A 19,271-nucleotide genomic window follows, 5' to 3' on the forward strand; every position below is an offset into this window, starting at 1 on the left:
GTAGCCGCGGGACACACCGACACCACCGATGTACAGCTCACCCGCGACACCCGGGGGCACCAGGCGCAGGTGCTGGTCGAGCACGTACAGCTCGTAGTTCGGCAGCGCGGGCCCGATCGGGACCCGGCCGTCCGGGTAGCCGGTCAGCACCGACCGCAACCGGTGATCGGTGATCATGTCGGTGGCCTCGGTCGGCCCGTAGTTGTTGTGCAACCGGGTGCCTGCCGCCTCGAGATGCGCGAGCCGAGCCGGGTTGAACGACTCACCACCCAGGTGCAACGACCGCAGCCGCGGCAACACCGACTGGTCCGTGTCCGCGTCGAGCAACGTGGCGAAGGCGCTCGGCGCCATGTTCGCGTTGACCACCGAGCCGCCACCGATGATCTCGAGGATCTCGACCGGGTCGAAGGGGTCCGCCGCCAGGTGCAGCACGCCACCATCGGACAACGTCACCCACACGTTCTTCTGCGTCTGGTCGAACACCGGCGAATTCGCCACCAGCGCACCGTCACCCGGCGCGAGCAGGATCTCGCCGCGATACCACTCGGCGGTGTTGAGGACGCCCGCCATCGGCACCAGCGTCGGCTTCGGCCGACCGGTGGAACCGGAGGTGGTGATCACGTAGGCCAGGCGGTCACCAGCGCCGGGTTCGGTCCAGCGGTTCGGCGGGGCGGACTCGGAGCGCTCGGACACCCGCGCCCGCGTGGCCGGGTCGTCGAGCCGGACCACCGGCCCGGTGTACCCGATCTCGTCGGTCCACGCCCGCGCCGTCACCACGGCCGCCACGTCGCAGTCCCCGAGGATGGCTGCGATCCGGTCCGACGGCGCCTTCGTGTCGACCGGCAGGTAGGCCGCGCCGACCTTCCACGCGGCCAGCATGCCGACCACCCAGTCCACCGACCGCGGCAGCACCAGTGCCACCACGTCGTCGATCCCGACGCCCAGCGCGATCAGTTCGTGCGCCAGCAGGTTCGCGCGCCGATCCAGTTCACCACGGCTGACCGTCACACCCCCCTCGACCACCGCCGGGGCACCCGGATCCTGTGCGACGCGCGCGTCGATGCGTTCGAGCAGGGTCTCGGAGGTGCGGGCGAGCTCGGTGCGGTTGTACGAGTCGAGCAGCGCCCGCTCCGCGTCCGAGACCAGCGGCACCTGCGCGAGTTCGGCATCGGGTGCCGTCACCATTCGGTCGAGCAGATCCAGCAGGCGGTTCAGGTGCGCCGTCGCCGTGGCCTCGTCGAAGGCCTCGTGCTGGAACTCGACCGCGACGTGCAGCCGGTCCGCGCTGGTCGCCGCGATCACCGAGAGCGGGAAGTGGCTGGCGGCGGTGGAATCCACGCCCAGCAGCCGTGATCCGGCGATGTCGATGTCGCCGCCCACCCCGGAGGTGTCGAGCGGGTAGGACTCGAAGATCACCGCGGTGTCGAACTGCGCCGCGTCACCGGCCACCTTGTGGATGTCGGTGAGCCCCATGTAGTGGTGGTCGAGCAGGTCGGCCTGCTCGGCCTGCACGCGGGTGAGCAGCCCGCGCACGCTCTCGGCCGGGTCGAGGCGCACCGCCACCGGGATGGTGTTGATGAACAGGCCGGCCATCTCCTCGATCCCGGCCAGCGCGGCAGGCCTGCCGGAGACGGTGGCGCCGAACACGACGGTGCCGCGTCCGCTGAGCATTCCGAGCACCAGGGCCCAGGCGCTCTGCACGAGGGTGTTGAGCGTGACGCCCAGCTCGCCGGCGAGGACCTGTGCCCGCGCGGTCTGCTCGGCGGAGAGGGCGAGCTCGACCTTGCCGGGTGCGGCGGCGTGTGCGGCCCCCGCCACCTCGGGGGCCAGCAGGGTGGGCCCGTCGATGCCGGCCAGTGCCTCGCCCCAGACCCGCAGCGACTCGTCCCGATCCTGCCGGGACAGCCAGTCGAGGTAGTCGCGGTAGGACCGCGGCCGCGGCAACGGGGAGTCGTCACCGTCGAGGGCGTAGAGGGTGAGCAGCTCGCGGATCACCAGCGGCGTCGACCAGCCGTCGAGGATCACGTGGTGGTTGGTCACCAGCAGCTGCCAGCTCTCGTCACCGGCCCGCAGCACGGTCAGGCGCAGCAGCGGCGGCGCCGCCATGTCGAAGCCCGCGGCCTGATCCGCGTCGAGGATGCGGCGCCGTTCGACGTCGCGGGCCGACTCGTCCAGCGCACCCACCTCGTGCACCGTCACGGGGACGGCGCTCGGCGCGGTCACCACCTGCAGCGAGCCCGACGCCTCGTCCACCACGAAGCCGGCCCGCAGGTTCGGGTACCGCACCAGCAGCCGATCCGCGGCCCGGCCGAGCCGGCCCGCGTCGAAGGTCCCGGCGAAGTTCAGCGAGAACTGCGCGGTGTAGACGTCCAGGACGCCGGGCACGCCCTCGGCGAGCAACGCGTGGAAGAGCAGCCCGTGCTGGAGCGGAGACAGCGACCAGATGTCCTCGAGACCGCGGTAGCGCCGCTCGAACCCGTCGATCTGGGCCTGGGTGAGATCGACCAGCGGGACGTCGGACGGGGTGAGCCCGCCCGATTCCTCGGAGCGGGCGTGCCGCGCGATCGTGGTCAGCGCCTCCCGCCACAGCTCCGCCAGTTCCGAGACCTCTCCCCTGGTCAGCACTCCTCGCGGATAGCTCAGCGTCATCGACAGCCCGCCGCCGGCGAGCACCGACGCGTTGACGTCGAGCGCGGACGCGGCCGCCATCGCGGGATCTGTTGCACCGCCAAGGGATCCGCCGTCGGTGACGGGGATCCAGCCGAGCGAACGGATCTCGTCTGACATCTCGTCGGTGCCGAACCGGCCGAGGTAGTTGAAGGTGATCTGCGGCTCCGCGGCCGAGCCCAGCTCCGGAGCGGTCGTCGGGTTGAGGTACCGCAGCAGGCCGTAGCCGATGCCGTTGTCCGGCACCGCGAGCAGCTGCTCCTTGACGGCCTTGACCGCGGCGCCGGCGCCCGGTCCGGCCGCGAAGGCGTCGTCGAGGTCGACTCCGGCCAGGTCCAGACGAACCGGGTACACGCTGGTGAACCAGCCGACCGTGCGCGAGAGGTCCGCGCCCGGGATCACCTGCTCCTCACGCCCGTGGCCCTCGAGGGTGATCCCCGCGCTGGTGCCCTCCTGGCCGCGAGCGCGACGCCACTGTGCCACGGCCAGCGCGAGCGCGGCCAGCAGTCCGTCCTGTGCGCCGCCGCGGAACTTCGCGGGCACGGCGGTCAGCAGCGCCTCGGTCGTGTCGGCGGGCAGTTCCGCCGTGATCGACTCGACCGTGTCCATGGTGTCCACGGCCGGATCGAGCGGCCGGGCACCCAGCGGCGCCTCGATTTCCGCGGTCACCGCGCGCCAATGCCCGAGCTCGGCGATCCGCCGGTCGGTGAGTGCCTCCTCGGCCAGCGCGTGGGCCCAGCGGCGGGCCGAGGTCGCGGCCGGCTCCGCCGTCGGTTCGACACCCGCCCCGAGCTGTCCCCAGGCGGCGGCGAACGCGGGCACCAGCAGGCGCCAGGACACACCGTCCACCACGAGGTGGTGCAACACGACGAGGATGCGCCCGTTGATCTCCCCCGCCCCGGGCGCCGGGTCGAACCAGACGACCTGGACCATCACCCCGGCGACGGGGTCCAGACGGTCCGCGGCCGCGTCCAGCGACGCCGCCGCGAGCCGCTCGAATCCGGGTGTGCCGGGAAGGCTTTCGCCGTCGAACTCCACCCGGGTGATCAGCGGATCGGCCACCACTGTGCCGGCCGCGCCGGTGCGCAGCAGGTCGGTACCCGACACCAGCTCTGCGCGCAGCATGTCGTGCTGGTCGAGCACCGCCTGCACCGTGCCGGCGAGGGCGGCGCGATCGATCCCCTTGGGCGCCGTGAGCAGCACGGCCTGCGAGAACCGGGAGGCCGCGCCGCGCTCGTGCGCCCAGCGGGCCACCGGCAGCAGCGGCATCTCACCGACGCCACCACCCGGCAGCTCCTCCAGTACCACCGGTCCGGCACCGTCGGCGGCCATCGTGGCCACCTCGGCGAGGCCGGCGACGGTCTTGCGCTCGAACACGTCCCGCGCCTTGATCACCACGCCAGCGGCCTTCGCGCGTGCCACCAGCTGGATCGAGACGATGCTGTCGCCGCCGAGCGCGAAGAACGAATCCACGACCGACACCCTGGCCACGCCCAGCACCTCGGCGAACAGGCCCGCGAGCAGCTCCTCCATCGCGTTCGCCGGCGCCACATACGATTCCGCCGACGAGCCGAAGTCCGGTTCCGGCAGTGCCTTCCGGTCGAGCTTGCCGCCCACCGTCATCGGGATCTCATCGAGCACGACGATCGCCGACGGGACCATGTGCGCGGGCAGCGACCGTCCCACGAACTCCTTGAGGGCATCCGCATTCACGTCGCCGGCGCCCATCACGTAGGACACCAACACCGTTGCGCCCGAAGGCCCGGTGCGACCGATGGTCGTCGCGAAGTCGAGCGAACCGTGTGCCGACAGCGCCGCATCGATCTCGCCGAGCTCGATACGGAAGCCGCGAACCTTCACCTGGAAGTCACTGCGGCCCACGTACTCGATCACCAGGTCGGACAGATCGCCGGCAGCCGACCGGTCGACCCACCGCACCACGTCACCGGTGCGGTACATCCGCTTCCCCGCCGGACCGAACGGATCGGCGACGAACCGGTCGGCCGTGAGCGCCGCGCGGGCGTGATAGCCGCGGGCGACCTGCGTGCCGGCGACGTAGAGCTCGCCGGCGACACCGACGGGAACCGGCCGCAACCGCGCGTCGAGCACCAGGGCGTCCACGCCCCGGATCGGGCCGCCGATGGTGATCGCGTCGCCGGGGGCGATCGGATCTCCGGAGGCGACCATGACGGTCGCCTCGGTGGGCCCGTAGGCGTTGTAGAGCCGCACCCGGGAAGCCCAGCGCGCAACCAGGTCCGCAGTCATCGCCTCGCCGCCGAGCACCAGCACGCGCAGCGGATCCAGCCCCGTGACGGGCAGCGCGGCGGCCGCGGACGGCGTCATGAAGGCATGGGTCACCCCCGCGCCGACGATGATCTCGGCGAGCTCGCTGCCGCCGTACACGGTGGGCGGAACGATCACCAGGGTGGCGCCCGCGCCCACCGCCATCAGCAGCTCGAGGATCGAGGCATCAAAGCTCGGGGAGGACGAGTGCAGCACGCGGTCCCCGGGGCTCACCCCGTAGCGGGCGCGTTCCTCCACCGCGAAGTTCGCCAGGCCGGCGTGCGGCACCACGACACCCTTGGGCATCCCTGTCGAGCCGGAGGTGTAGATCACGTACGCGGCCTGAGCCACATCGACCGGGGCGACGCGGTCCGCGTCGGTGACCGCCTCGACGGACCGCCCCGCCCACTCGCCGGCGAAGGCGGGGTCGTCGAGGACCAGCCAGGTGGCGGCCGGCAGCCCGGCCACGTTGTCGGCGACGGTCAGACCCAGGAGCGCGCCCGAGTCCTTCACCATGTGCTCGAGCCGGTCGATCGGGTACGCCGGGTCCATCGGCACGAAGGCAGCACCGGACTTGGCCACCGCCCACAACGCGACCTGGGATTCGATCGACCGCGAGAGAGCCAGCGCGACAAACGACTCCGGTCCCACGCCCTGGTCGATCAGCACCCGGGCCAATGCGTTGGAGCGGTCGTCGAGCTCGCCGTAGGTCAGCGCGACGTCGCCGAACATCAGGGCGATCGCGTCGCGATCGGCGGCCGCCGCGGCCAGCAGGTCCGGCAGCGCGACGGGCTCCTCGCCCGCCGGGCCGGCGACCGGGGCGAGCGCGGCCCGCTCCGTGGCGCCGACGATCTCCAGGTCACCGACAGGCGCGGTCGGGTCCGCGGTGAGGGCATCCAACAGCCGGACGAAGCGCTCGGACATGGTCCGGACGGTCTCGACGTCGAACAGGTCGGTGGCGAAGACGAACTCGCCGGTCATCCCCGGGCCGTCGGGCTTCTCGCCGAGCACGAGCTGGAGGTCGAACTTGGCGAACGTGACGCCGCTGTCGACCGGGCTCACCGTCAATCCGGGCAGCTCCACCACCGCGGGCTCGTTGTTCTCGAGCGACATCACGACCTGGAAGATCGGCGAATGCGCGGTCGAGCGCTCCGGCGCCAGGATCTCCACCAGTCGCTCGAACGGCACGTCCGCGTGCACGAGGGCGCCGAGGTCCGATTCCCGGGTGGCGGCGAGCAGCTCGGCGAACGAGACGGCGGGGTCCACGACGGTCCGCAGCGCGAGGGTGTTGACGAACATGCCCACCAGGTCGTCGAGCGCGGCCTCACCGCGCCCGGCCACCGGCGTGCCGACCACGATGTCGTCGGTGCCGGACAGCTTGGCCAGCAGCAGGGCGAACGCCGCGTGCGTGGCGGTGAACAGGGTGGCCTCGTGCTGCTGAGCCAGCGCGCGCAGCCGCTCGTGCAGGCCGGCGTCGATCTCGAACCCGAACCTGTCGCCGCGCATCGACTGCACCGCGGGCCGCGGCCGATCCGTCGGCAGGGTCAGCAGGTCCGGGATGCCGTCGAGCTCGTTCACCCAGTAGCCGACCTGGCGGGCGAGCAGCGAGTCGGGATCGTCCTCCTCGCCGAGCAGTTCGCGCTGCCAGATCGCGAAGTCCGCGTACTGCACCTCGAGTGGCGCGCGATCGGGACTCCCACCCTGAGCGAAGGCGGCGTACGCGGCCACGACATCGCGCGCCAGCGGTGCCATCGACGCGCCGTCCGCCGCGATGTGATGGACCAGGAACAGCAACACGTGCTCGGTCGCACTCAACTCGAAAAGCGTGGGACGAACCGGGATCTCGACGGTCACATCGAATCCCTGCGTGGCGAGTCCGCCGAGGTGGGACACGAGCTCGGCCTCGTCACGGACCCGGACCGGGTTCAGATCGAGGTCGAGTCGATCGACGGGCAGCACCACCTGGTGCGGGCCCTGCCCGTCGTCCGGGAACACGGTGCGCAGCGACTCGTGCCGCTCGAGCACACTCGTCACCGCCGCCGCCAGGGCCTGGGTGTCCAGCGCACCGGTCAGCCGGATGCCGAGCGGCAGATTGTAGGCGGGCGAGGCGGTGTCGAACTGGTTGATGAACCACATCCGGGACTGCGCCAGCGACAACGGCAGCCGCTCCGGGCGCACGGCGGCGACCAGCTCGGGTCGGGCCCGCCCGGTGCCGGCGCTCCCGGCCGCCAGCTGGGCGAGGCCGGCCACGGTCGGCGCGTCGAACACCTCGCGCAGGCTCACGTCCGAGCCGAGCGCCGCGTTCACCCGCGCGACCACCCGCGCGGCCGACAGGGAGTTGCCGCCGAGGTCGAAGAACGAGTCGTCGGCACCCACCCGCTCGGCCCCGAGAATCTCCGCGAACACCGCCGCGACCGTTACCTCCGCCGGGGTCGACGGCTCCCGGTACTCGGCGCGATGGGTGTCCAGCGACGGCTCCGGCAGTGCCCGTCGATCGAGCTTGCCGTGCGCGGTGACCGGCAGCTCGTCGAGCACCACCATCGCTTCGGGGATCATGTACTCCGGCAGCGACAGTCGAAGCGACTCACTGATCGACTCGACATCGGGCGCGACACCGGCGGTCCCCACCAGGTACGCGACGAGGTGCTGCTCGGCGTCGGCGCCATCCCAGACGAGCACCACCGCCTGGGACACCGCCGGATGCGCCAGCATGGCGGTCTCGATCTCGCCGAGCTCGATGCGCAGGCCCCGCAGCTTGACCTGAAAGTCGTTGCGGCCGATGTACTCCAGCTCGCCGTTGGGGGCGCGGCGCACCAGGTCACCGGTGCGATACATCCGTTCGCCGGACGGCTCGAACGGGTTCGCGACGAACCGCTCCGCGGTCAGTTCCGCCCGCCCGACGTACCCGCGCGCGAGCTGCACGCCCGCGAGGTACAGCTCTCCCGCCACCCCGATCGGGACCTGGTGCAGTCGTTGATCGAGGACGTGCAGCCCGGTGTTCCACACCGCGGCACCGATGGGGACCGTGACGGAGTCGGCCTCCGTCACCTCGTGGTAGGTCACATCCACGGCAGCCTCGGTCGGGCCGTACAGGTTGTGCAGCCGCGCCTGCGGCAGCACCTTTCGCACGGCCTCGGCAGTCTGGGGCGGGAGCGCCTCCCCGGAGGCGAAGATCTGCCGCAGCGCCACACACGTGTGGACGGTCGGCTCGGCGGCGAACACCGCCAGCATCGACGGCACGAAGTGCGCGGTCGTGACGGACTCGGCCAGGATGACCCGCGACAGGTAGAGGGGGTCGCGGTGGCCGTCGGGCTTCGCGATGACCATGCGCGCACCGGTCTGCAGCGGCCAGAACAACTCCCACACCGACACGTCGAACGTGGCCGGCGTCTTCTGCAGCACCACGTCGTCCGGACCGAGCCGGTACTCGGCCTGCATCCACAGCAGTCGGTTCACGATCGCGGAGTGGGCGATCCCGACGCCCTTGGGCTTGCCGGTGGACCCCGAGGTGAAGATCACGTACGCGATGCCCGAGGGGTCGATACGCCGGCACCTGTCCTCGTCGGTGACGGGGGTCCCGGGAAGACCCGAGAGGTCCAGGGTGTCGATGTCGAGGACGAGTCCCTCCGCCGTGAACCCGTCGCGTGAGGTGGTGAGGACGCAGACCGGCGCGGCGACTTCGAGGATGTGGTTGATCCGGTCGGCGGGCTGGTCCGGATCGACGGGCACGTATCCGCCACCCGCCTTGATGACCGCGTACATGCCGATCAGGAGGTCGAAGGACCGGCGCATGGCGAGCGCGACGAGCGACTCGGCGCCGACGCCCTCGGCCATCAGCCGACGCGCGAGCCGGTTCACGCGCGCGTCGAACTCCGAGTAGGTCAACGACTCACCGTCGAACGTCAGCGCGACCGAGTCGGGAGTGCGGGACACCTGGTCGTCGAAGAGCGAGACCAGGGTCGGCGCACTCGCATCCGGCCCGTCCGGCGACAACTCGGCCGCGTCGCGGCGAATCCGGTCGAGCACCGCGCCGATCCCGCCCTCGGCGGCCACGATCGTCGGCACGAGGCCGGTCAGCACCACCGACACGATCCCGTCGGCGTCCATTCCCCGGTCTGCCAGCGGACCGGCCAGCAGCTGCATCCGCTCGTCGAGCTCCCGATAGGTCGCCGACATACCGTCCACGGACACGACAACCGTGTCCGGTCGGTCCGACGCGAGAGCGGAGATCGATCGAGTCAGATCCGACGCAGACAACAGGTTCCTCCGACTAGCTAGTACTGAGTTCTCGGTGCACCACACATCAGCGCACCTGGATGCGGCCCCTCACGAAGTTGTGAACCATACGTGAGGGGCACGACATCAGAGGGCAAGGTTCTCGATCAGTTGCTGGTCACGACTCGCATTCGAGGTCCCCCGGTGTGTCCCGCCCGCGTGGCCGCATCGTCGACCAACCGGGCGAGGACGTCCGCGAAGCCGTCGCCTGCCCCGCTGCCACCCGCGGCGAGCAAGATGGTCGGCACGAGGCTCGTCAAGGCCGTGGTCACAATCGCCTCGACCGCCATGCCGCGATCCGCCAGAGACGCGGTGAGCAGCTTGAGCCGCTCGTCCAACTGCCCGTAGGTGACCGTGACGCCGTCGTGGTTCAAGGCGACGTCGCCGGCGGCGATCTCCGCGACGTGCGCGACCAACTCGGGCAGGTCGTCGACACCGAGCTCCCCGCCCTCCGTTTCGGTGACCCCGGCAGCCTGTTCGCTCCAGATGTCGATATCGCCCACGATCGCATCCGAGTCCTCCGTGACAGCCTCGAGGATCCGAAGGAGCCGATCCGGGAAGCGGGCCACCGTCGGCTCGTCGAACAGATCGGTCGCGTAGAGGAACGCGGCGGACAGCGTGGTCACCGTGCCCTCGGCGTCCCGGTTCTCGAGGACGGTGAGCTGCAGGTCGAGCTTCGCGGGCACCAGGCCGCTGTCGAATTCCGACGCGGTGAGGTCCGGCAACTCCAAGGTGGGGCGGCCGAGGTTCTCGAACGAGAGCATCACCTGTGCGAGCGGCGAGTACGCGGGCGAGCGCTCCGGGTTGAGACGTTCCACGACGCTGTCGAACGGCACGTCCGAATGCGCGTAGGCCTCCAGGTCCACTCGCTTGGCCTGCTGTACGACATCCGCGAACCTGGCACCCGGATCCACCGAGGTCCGCAACACCAGGGTGTTGACGAACATGCCGACCAGGTCGTCGAGCGCGGCTTCGCCACGCCCGGCGACCGGTGTGGCGATCGGGATGTCCTCGCCACCGGTCAACCGTGCCAACAGGACCGCCAGGGCCGCGTGGACGACCATGAACAGTGTCGCGTCGCTGCGGCGTGCGAGCCCGTGCAGGCGTTCGGTCAGGTCCGCGCCGATCTCGAACTCGACCTTGCCGCCGCGCATCGATTGGCGCGCCGGACGCGGTCGGTCCGTGGGCAGCTCGATGAGCCCCGGCATGCCGCGCAGCGCACGCTCCCAGTAGTCGAGCTGACGTGTGGCCAGGGAGTCGGGTGCATCCTCCGCCCCGAGCACCTCCCGCTGCCACAGTGCGTAATCGGCGTACTGCACCGGGAGCGGCTCCCAGCCGGGCGCCTGACCCGTCACGCGCTGCCCATAAGCCAGCATCACGTCCCGCGCCAGGGGGCCCATCGAGGCACCGTCCGCGCTGATGTGATGCACAACCAGGCCGAGCACGAACTCCTGCTCGCCCACCCGGAACAGGCGGGTCCGCAACGGCGGGACCGAGGTGACGTCGAAGCCCTGCGACGCGAATGCGACGAGCCCCTCGGTGAGCCGATCCTCTTCCACCACGACCGGATCGAGGTCGATCGCGACGGACGACACCGGGAGCACCACCTGACGCGGAACCCCCTCGTCCTCGGGGTAAACGGTCCGCACCGATTCGTGCCGTGCCAGCACGTCGGCGACGGCCGCCTCCAGCGCGTCGAAGTCGAGGTTGCCGTACAGCCGGACCGCGATCGCGATGTTGTAAGCGGGCGAGGTGGGGTCGAGGCGGTTGATCAGCCACATCCGCTGTTGCGCCAGCGAGAGCGGCAGATGATCGGGCCGGTCCGCCGCGACCAGAGCGGGCCGGGCCGCCCTGCCCTCGGCGCTCACCGCACGCGCCGCCAACTCCGAGACCGTGGCGGCCTCGAACAGGTCTCGGACGCCGAGCGCCGATCCGAGCGCCGAGTTCACCCGGGCCACCACACGCGTCGCGGACAGCGAGTTGCCGCCCAGCGCAAAGAACGAATCCCCGACCGACACCCGATCCAAACCGAGTACCTCCGCGAAGATCGCCGCCACGCTCTCCTCGATCGGCGTGTCGGCTTCGACGAAGTCGCTTCCGGCCGATGCGAATTCAGGATCGGGCAGGGCCTTGCGGTCCAACTTGCCGTTCACGGTCAGAGGCAGCGCGTCGAGCAACACGATCGACGAGGGCACCATGTGTCCCGGCAGGCTCTGGCCCAGGAACTCCTTCAACGAGGCTGCGTCGACCGCATCCTCGGAGACAGGGACGACGTACGAGGCCAGCAGGATGTCGCCGGACGGGCCAGGACGCCCGACGGTGACCGCGAAGTCGACCGACTCGTGGGCGCCGAGCGCGGCGTCGATCTCACCGAGCTCGATACGGAAGCCACGCACCTTCACCTGGAAGTCGCTGCGGCCCACGTACTCGATGGCCAGGCCGGCATCGCTGCCCGGCGCCTCGACCCACCGCACCACGTCCCCGGTGCGGTACATCCGGCCACCGGATTCGCCGAACGGGTCGGCCACGAAGCGCTCGGCGCTGAGGCCGGCCCGCCCGTGATACCCCCTGGCCAGTGCGACTCCCGCGACATACAGCTCACCCGCGACGCCGACCGGGACCGGGCGCAGTCGCGCGTCCAGGACGACGGCAGACACACCGCGGATCGGTCCACCGATGGTGACGGGCTCGCCCGCGACGAGCCGGTCGCTGATGTTGGTCGCGACCGTGCCCTCGGAGGGGCCGTAGGCATTGAACATCGCCCGGCCGACGGACCATCGTGCCACCAGGTCCGGGCTGCAGGCATCGCCGCCGACGACGACCGTGCGCACGGTGTCGAGTCCGGACGGATCGACGGTCGCCAGCGCGGCGGGGGTGACGAAGGCGTGGGTCACGCCCCCGGTCGCCAGCAGCTCGCGGAGCTCGTCGCCGCCGTAGATCTCCGGCCCTGCGATCACCATCGTCGCGCCTGCCCCGACCGCGAGCAGCAGTTCGAGCACCGAGGCGTCGAAGCTCGGCGAGGAGAAGTGCAGCGTGCGCGAGGACGCGGACACCGCGTACCGCTCCCGCTGTTCGCTCGCGAAGTTCGCCAGTCCGGCATGGGTGACGACGACGCCCTTCGGCAATCCGGTCGAGCCGGAGGTGTAGATCATGTAGGCGCTGTGCTCGAGCCGCAGCGGCGCCGCACGCTCGGCGTCGCCCACGGCGCCCGCCGCCAGACCCTCGCAGCGCGAGGTGAACTGCGGATCGTCGAGCACGACCCAGGTGATCGACTCGGGCAGCCCGGCCCGGTGCTCGGCGACGGTCAGCCCGATGCGCACGCCCGAATCGGACACCATGTGGGCGATCCGGTCCTCGGGGTAGCCGGGATCGATCGGCAGGAAGGCGCCGCCCGCCTTCGACACCGACCACACACCGAGCACGGATTCGACCGAGCGCGGCAACGCCAGCGCGACAAAGGTTTCCGGACCGACACCGGCCGCGATGAGCGCACGAGCGATCCTGTTCGAGCGCTCATCGAGCTCGGCGTAGGTCAGTTCGCGGTCGCCGGAGACGAGCGCCACCGACTGCGGGCTGGCCGCGGCCGCCGCCGAGAGCAGCTCGGGCAGAGTCGATCCCGCGACCGCGCCGCCGCCGCGCACCGGCACCAGCCGCGCGCGCTCGTCAGCACCGAGCAGATCGATCCCGCCGACGCGCGCATTCTGGTCCGCCGCGAAGGCCTCGAGTACCCGCACGAGGCGGCCGAGGAAGCCCTCGACCGACGCACGGTCGAACACGGCCGGCATGTACTTGAGGTTCAGCTCGAGCGTCTCGCCGAGGAGTCCGACGACCGCGAGCGGGTAGTGCGAGCCGTCACGGACCCCGACATCGAGCAGACGCATGCCCGCGATGTCGGAGTTCTCCGTGAGACCCTGCCTGTCGACGGGGTAGGACTCGAGCACCACCAGGGTGTCGAACAGGTTTCCCCTGCCCTGCGCCGTCAGGATCTCGCTGAGCCCCAGGTGCTGGTGGCCGAGGGTCTCGGACTGCTCGCGCTGCACACGGGAGAGCAGCTCCGCGACCGACTCCTCGGAATCGAGCTCGATCCGGACGGGGACCGTGTTGATGAACAGGCCGACCATCGATTCCACGCCGGCCAACTCCGGCGGACGTCCCGAGACGGTGGCACCGAAGACTATGTCGTCGCGGGCGGTGAGATGGCCGAGCACGACACCCCAGGCTGCCTGCAGCACCGTGTTCGTCGTGACCTCGAGGGTCCGGCCGAGCTCGGACAGCCGCCGGTCGAGATCAGCGGACAGCGCCGCGGACACCTCCTCGGGCACCGCGTCCTCCGCGGCCGCCTCGCTGCGCGCCGCCAGCAGGGTGGGCTCTTCGATGCCCGCGAGCACCCGATGCCACCTGGCCTTGGTGGCCTCGGCATCCTGGGCGGCGAGCCAAGACAGGAAGTCCCGGTACGAGCGAGCCCTCGGCAGCACGTCGGACGAACCGGCCGCCGCGTAGAGGGTCAGCAGATCGCGGATGATCAACGGGGTCGACCAGCCGTCCATCAGGATGTGGTGGTTGGTGACCGTCAGCAGCCACTTCGCGGGCGCTGTCTTGATCAGGTGGAAGCGGGTCAGCGGCGCCGAGCCGAGATCGAATCGGGTGGTCCGATCCGCCTCCAGCATCCGCTCCACCTCGACCGCGGCAGCCTGGGCGTCCATCGACGACAGGTCGGTGTGGGTCCACGGCAACTGCGCGTCGTGCAGCAGCACCTGCAGGACCTCGCCACCCTCCTCTTCCTGCACGAAGGCGGTCCGGAAGTTCTCGTGCCGGTCGATGAGCGCCTGGCCGGCCGTCCGGAGACGATCGGCATCGACGTCCCCGCCGAGTTCGAGCAGGATCTGTGCGGTGTAGACGTCGACGTCCGAGGACAGCAGCGAATGGAAGTACATGCCGTGCTGCAACGGTGCCAGCGGCCACACGTCGGTGAGCTTCGGGTACCGCTTCTCGAGCCGGTCGACCTGCTTCTGCGACAGGGCAACGAGATTCAGGTCGGACGGCGTCCTGCCACCGTCCTGGTGGTCACTGACGTAGGTCGCGATCGACTCAAGGGCGCAGGCCCACCAGTGCCCGAGTGCGCGGGTCTCGTCCTCACTCAGCAGGCCGGCAGCGTAGGTGAACGTTGCGGCCAGATGCGCGGACGCCCCCTCGCCCTCGATGCCCGCATTGATCTCGACACCCGCCGACAGCGGCGTCGCGCCGTCGGTGGTCGACATGAATCCGCCGATGCCGACCGACCCGTCCGGAGTCCAGGGCGAGCCGACGAGGTGCTCGCCGACCGACGCCGTGCGTCCCAGGTAGTTGAATATGAGCTGCGGCTCGGGCAGGGCCGCAAGCCGGGCACCGGTCGCCTCCCCCAGGTGCCGCAGCATGCCGTAGCCGAGGCCGCCGTCGGGAACCGCGAGCAGCTGCTCCTTGACGGCCTTGACCACCGCTCCCGCGGCCGGACCCGCCGCGAGCGCGTCGTCGAGATCCGCGCCCGCGAGGTCGAGGCGAACCGGGAAGATGCTGGTGAACCAGCCGACCGTGCGGGACAGATCGGCCCCGGCGATCACATCGTCGTCACGCCCGTGCCCTTCCAGCGACAGCAGCAGGGAGGACTCGTCGACCCCGCGGTCGCGGCGCCACCGCACGACCGCCAGCAGTAGTGCGGCCAGGAGTCCGTCGTTGACGCCCCCCCGGAAGGCGCGCGGAATGCTCGTCATCACGGCCGCGGTCACCTCGGGCGAGATGTCGATGCGGACGGTGCGTGTTGTCGAGGCGGTATCGATGGACGGATCCAGCACACGCGACCCGATCGCGGGATCTGGTGCATCGAGAATCTTCTGCCAGTAATCGAACTCGGCACCGCGCCGATCGGTGTTCGCGTCCTCGAGCAGGCTGTTCGCCCACCTGCGCATGGAGGTTCCGACCGGGTCGAGCGCGACCGAATGTCCGCCCGCAATCTGCGTCCACGCGACGGCGAGGTCGGGGATCACGATCCGCCAGGAGACGCCATCGATCGCGAGATGATGGATGACGAGCAGCAGACGGCCAGTTCCCGATTCCGCGCGCATCCAGACGGCCTGGACCATGACACCCGCGGACGGGTCGAGCCGGTCCGCGGCGGCCTCGAGCGTCGCATCGACGACGGCGTCGAACTCGGGGGTACCGGGGGCAGCGGCCACGGCCACGCTGGTGAGGATATCCTCGGCGCGCACGTTGCCGATCTCGCGCACCTCGAATACCCACTCCGCGTTCGCATCCCGGCGCAACTGCGAGCGCAACGCGTCGTGATGGTCGAGCACTTCCTGCAGGGCAGCGCGAAGGTGCGCCTCGACCATCGACTCTGGGAGCGTCAGCAGGACCGCCTGTGACAGGCGATCGAACCTGCCCCGTTCCAGCATCCACCGGCCGACCGGCAGCAGCGGAAGCGCGCCCGTGCCCCCACCCGGAAGCTCCTCGAGAGCCACCTGGACCTCGTGATTTAGTTCGCGCCGGGAAACCAACTCGGCGAGGCCCGCGACGGTCTTGCAGTCGAAGACATCCCGGGTGGTGAAGACCGCGCCGGCTTCCTTCGCCCGGGAAACCAGCTGGATCGACATGATGCTGTCGCCGCCGAGCGCGAAGAAGCTGTCCTCCACGCTGACCTCATCGAGGCCGAGCACGTCACCGAAGACGGTGGCGATCGCCTTCTCCATTGCGGTTGCGGGCGCGACGTAATCGGAAGTCGTGGCCCTGAACTCGGGGGTGGGCAGCGCCCTGCGATCGGCCTTGCCGTTGGCCGTGAGTGGGAGCGAGTCCAACACCATGATGGTCGCGGGCACCATGTAATTCGGCACGAGCCGGGCCATGTGCGCGATCAACTCGGTGGCGTCGAGGTGAGATCCGGGCACGGGCACCGCATAGCCGATCAACCGCTGACCGAGGTCGCTGTCGTGTACCAGAGCAGTCGCCTGCGTCACGTCCGGGTGCGCGAGCAGTGCGCTCTCGATCTCACCGAGCTCGATCCGAAGACCGCGAAGCTTCACCTGGAAGTCCGTTCGACCGATGTACTCGAGCTCGCCCTCCGCGTTCCACGCGACGAGGTCACCGGTGCGGTACATCCGCTCACCGGGCGCCCCGATCGGATTCGCGACGAATCGGTCAGCCGTCAGGTCCGGTCGACCGACGTACCCGCGGGCCAACTGCACACCGGCGAGATACAGCTCACCCGCGACACCCACCGGAACGGGCCGCAATCGGGAGTTGAGGACGAACACCCGCGTGTTCCAGACCGGCACACCGATCGGCACCGACACCTCATCGGCCGGCGTCACCTCGTGGAAGGTGACGTCGACGGCGGCCTCGGTCGGCCCGTACAGGTTGTGCAGCGCGGCCTGCGGCAACATGTTCCGCAAACGGATCGCCGCGGACGCGGGCAACGCCTCACCCGAGGCGAACACCCGGCGAAGCGTCACACAGCCCGCAATCCCCGGCTCTGCCACGAACACCGCCAGCATCGACGGAACGAAGTGCGCCGTCGTCACAGACTCGTCCGATATCACCCGAGCGAGATAGACCGGGTCGCGATGACCGTCTGGCGCAGCGATGACGAGCTTGGCACCGACCTGCAACGGCCAGAACAACTCCCACACCGACACATCGAACGTCACCGGCGTCTTCTGCAGGACCACATCCGAGGCGTCCAGGCCGTACTCGCCCTGCATCCACAGCAGACGGTTGGCGATCGCCATGTGGCTGACCGCGACACCCTTGGGCCTGCCGGTCGAACCCGATGTGAAAATCACGTAAGCGGAGTTCGTCGACCGCAGCGGTGACAGCCGATCGGCGTCGGAGACGGCGGTGGCCGAGAGGTCCGAAAGGTCGAGGGTGTCGATGTTCAGGACGGGCCACTGCACCAAGCCGCCGAATTCGTCGTGCTCGGTGCTCAGCACGCACACCGGACTGGCGGTGTCGAGGATGTGAGCCACCCGCTCGAGGGGCTGGTCGGGATCCAGCGGCACATACGCACCGCCGGCCTTGACGACCGCGTAGACGCCCACCATGAGCTCGATCGATCGCCGCATCGCCAATGCCACCAGCGATTCCGGACCCACACCGATCGAGATCAAGTGTCGCGCAAGGCGATTCACCCTGGAATCGAAGTCCGCGTAGCTGACCACGTCACCGTCGAAAGACAGCGCGACCGCATCGGGCGTAGCCTGCACCTGCGCATCGAACAAAGACACCAGCGTCTCGTCGCCGACTACATGGTCCGTCGCATTCCATGCGGTCAGCACGGTCGACATCTCGTCGTCCGTACTGACAACCAGATCCGGCACCGGGGTCGCCCTGTCCGCTGACAGGAATCGCTGGAGGTAGCTCAGGAAACGGTGATGGTGGCCGTCGAGATCCGACGCGCTGTAGAGGTTGGGGTTGCCCTCGAAGTCGATCTGGACGCTCTTGCCCGCGACGCTCGGGTAGAGGTTGACGGCCAGGTCCTCGACGGGTCCGGTGCTGAGCACCGTGAACCGGCCGGTGAGGTCGCCCAGCTTGATCTCGCGGTGGAACATCATGATGTTGATCGACGGACCGAAGAAGCCCCGCTGGCCGTCGACGGTTCCCGCGTCGCGTCGCATGTCCTCGTGCCTGTACCGCTGGCGCCGCAGCGCGCCGGTCAGCTCGAGGTTCGCCTTCCCGATCAGGTCCTCGACGGAGGTGTCACCGTCGATGCGCAGCCGGATCGGCACGACGTTGGAGACCATGCCGCCCGAACGCCGCAGCACCGCGGACGACCGCGCGGAGACCGGCAGGCTCAGCACCACGTCGGCGTTTCCGGTCATGGCGGCCATGAACCCGGCGAAGGCTGCGACGATGGCGGGGGTCTCGCCGACGACACTGGAGGATGCCGTCGCGCCGAGCAGGTCGGCGGTGGACGGCGGAACCTGCTCACCGGCGACCGTGGCGTGCGAGTCGACGGGCGCGGTACGGCCGGCGAGACTGGGCGCCGCGGGCAAGTCGACGACCCGTTCGATCCAGTACTCCCGGTCACGCTGGAAGCGGTCGGACCTGCGGTAGGCGAGCTCGTCCTCATAGATCACGACCAGGTCCGCCGCCTTGCCGGGAGTGATCTCCCGACCCTCCACCAATGCGGTGTACACCTCGGCGGCGCGGTTGAGCATGTTCATCGCGCCGAAGCCGTCGATCGAGATGTGATGGAAGCGGCAGTACCAGTAGCTGCGGTTCTCCCCCAGCTTGAGGACCGTCGAGACGTTCAGGCGCTCGTCGAACAGATCGCGCGCGGATCCGTAGTCGCTGCGCATCCACTCCTGGGCGGCCGCGATCGGGTCGCTGTGATCGGACAGGTCGATGAACTCGACGCGATCGTCGATCGTTCGGTCGACGACCTGCTCGGGAAGGCCGTCGCCGGGGATCAGTCGCAGATACGCGGAGCCGAGCTCCATGCCGGCGAACCGGCAGGCCGACGTCAGGATGTCGATGTCGAGGACACCGTCGACCTCGACGTACTGGGCGATGTTGAGGGGAACGTCTCCTGCGGCCTGCTGGGCGAACCACATGCCACGCTGTGCGGACGAGAGCGGAAAAGGTGCGGCAGCCTGCGGCGCGCTCATCTGCGCCCCTTCATCCGAAGAGTCACCAGGTCCGACCGTACCCAGGGCGTCCAACGTTCGCTCCCCCATCTCGACGACACTCCGTCGCTGTATCCCGTCATGGCCCCGCCCGAGTGGCGAAGATGGTCTTCCGTCCAGTCCATCCATCACATCGCCGCGCGGATGGTCCGCGTTAGCCGATCCGCCTGCGGAACCAGACGTCTGGCGCGAAAGCCCACGTCAGCGACCACAGTTAACCGACCACTTGCGCTAGCGATCCGCCTCCATCACCATGACTCCAGTTACGACGTGCGTTCGGTATGACGTGCGATACAGCAACGGAAATCATCGCACACGGCCCGCGCGGGACCATTCGGCCGACACGCGTTCCGCGCTATTTCCTACCAACACCCGCCTGTTACTCGCGAGTAA

The 19,271-nt window shown here is 69.8% G+C and carries 2 protein-coding genes; both read right to left on the reverse strand.

Features of this window, described 5'->3' with window-relative positions:
* On the reverse strand, nucleotides 1–9,141 hold a 9,141-nt coding region (locus ACFQS9_RS03525), incomplete at its 3' end, for an amino acid adenylation domain-containing protein (protein WP_378401641.1).
* 191 nt (nucleotides 9,142–9,332) lie between these two features.
* Nucleotides 9,333–18,860, reverse strand: a complete 9,528-nt coding sequence (locus tag ACFQS9_RS03530) for an amino acid adenylation domain-containing protein (protein ID WP_378401643.1) — start codon at nucleotides 18,858–18,860, stop codon at nucleotides 9,333–9,335.
* Between the last annotated feature and the right edge of the window lie 411 nt (nucleotides 18,861–19,271).

Source organism: Rhodococcus daqingensis, from assembly GCF_042665615.1.
GTDB classification, from domain to species: Bacteria; Actinomycetota; Actinomycetes; order Mycobacteriales; family Mycobacteriaceae; genus Rhodococcus_G; species Rhodococcus_G daqingensis.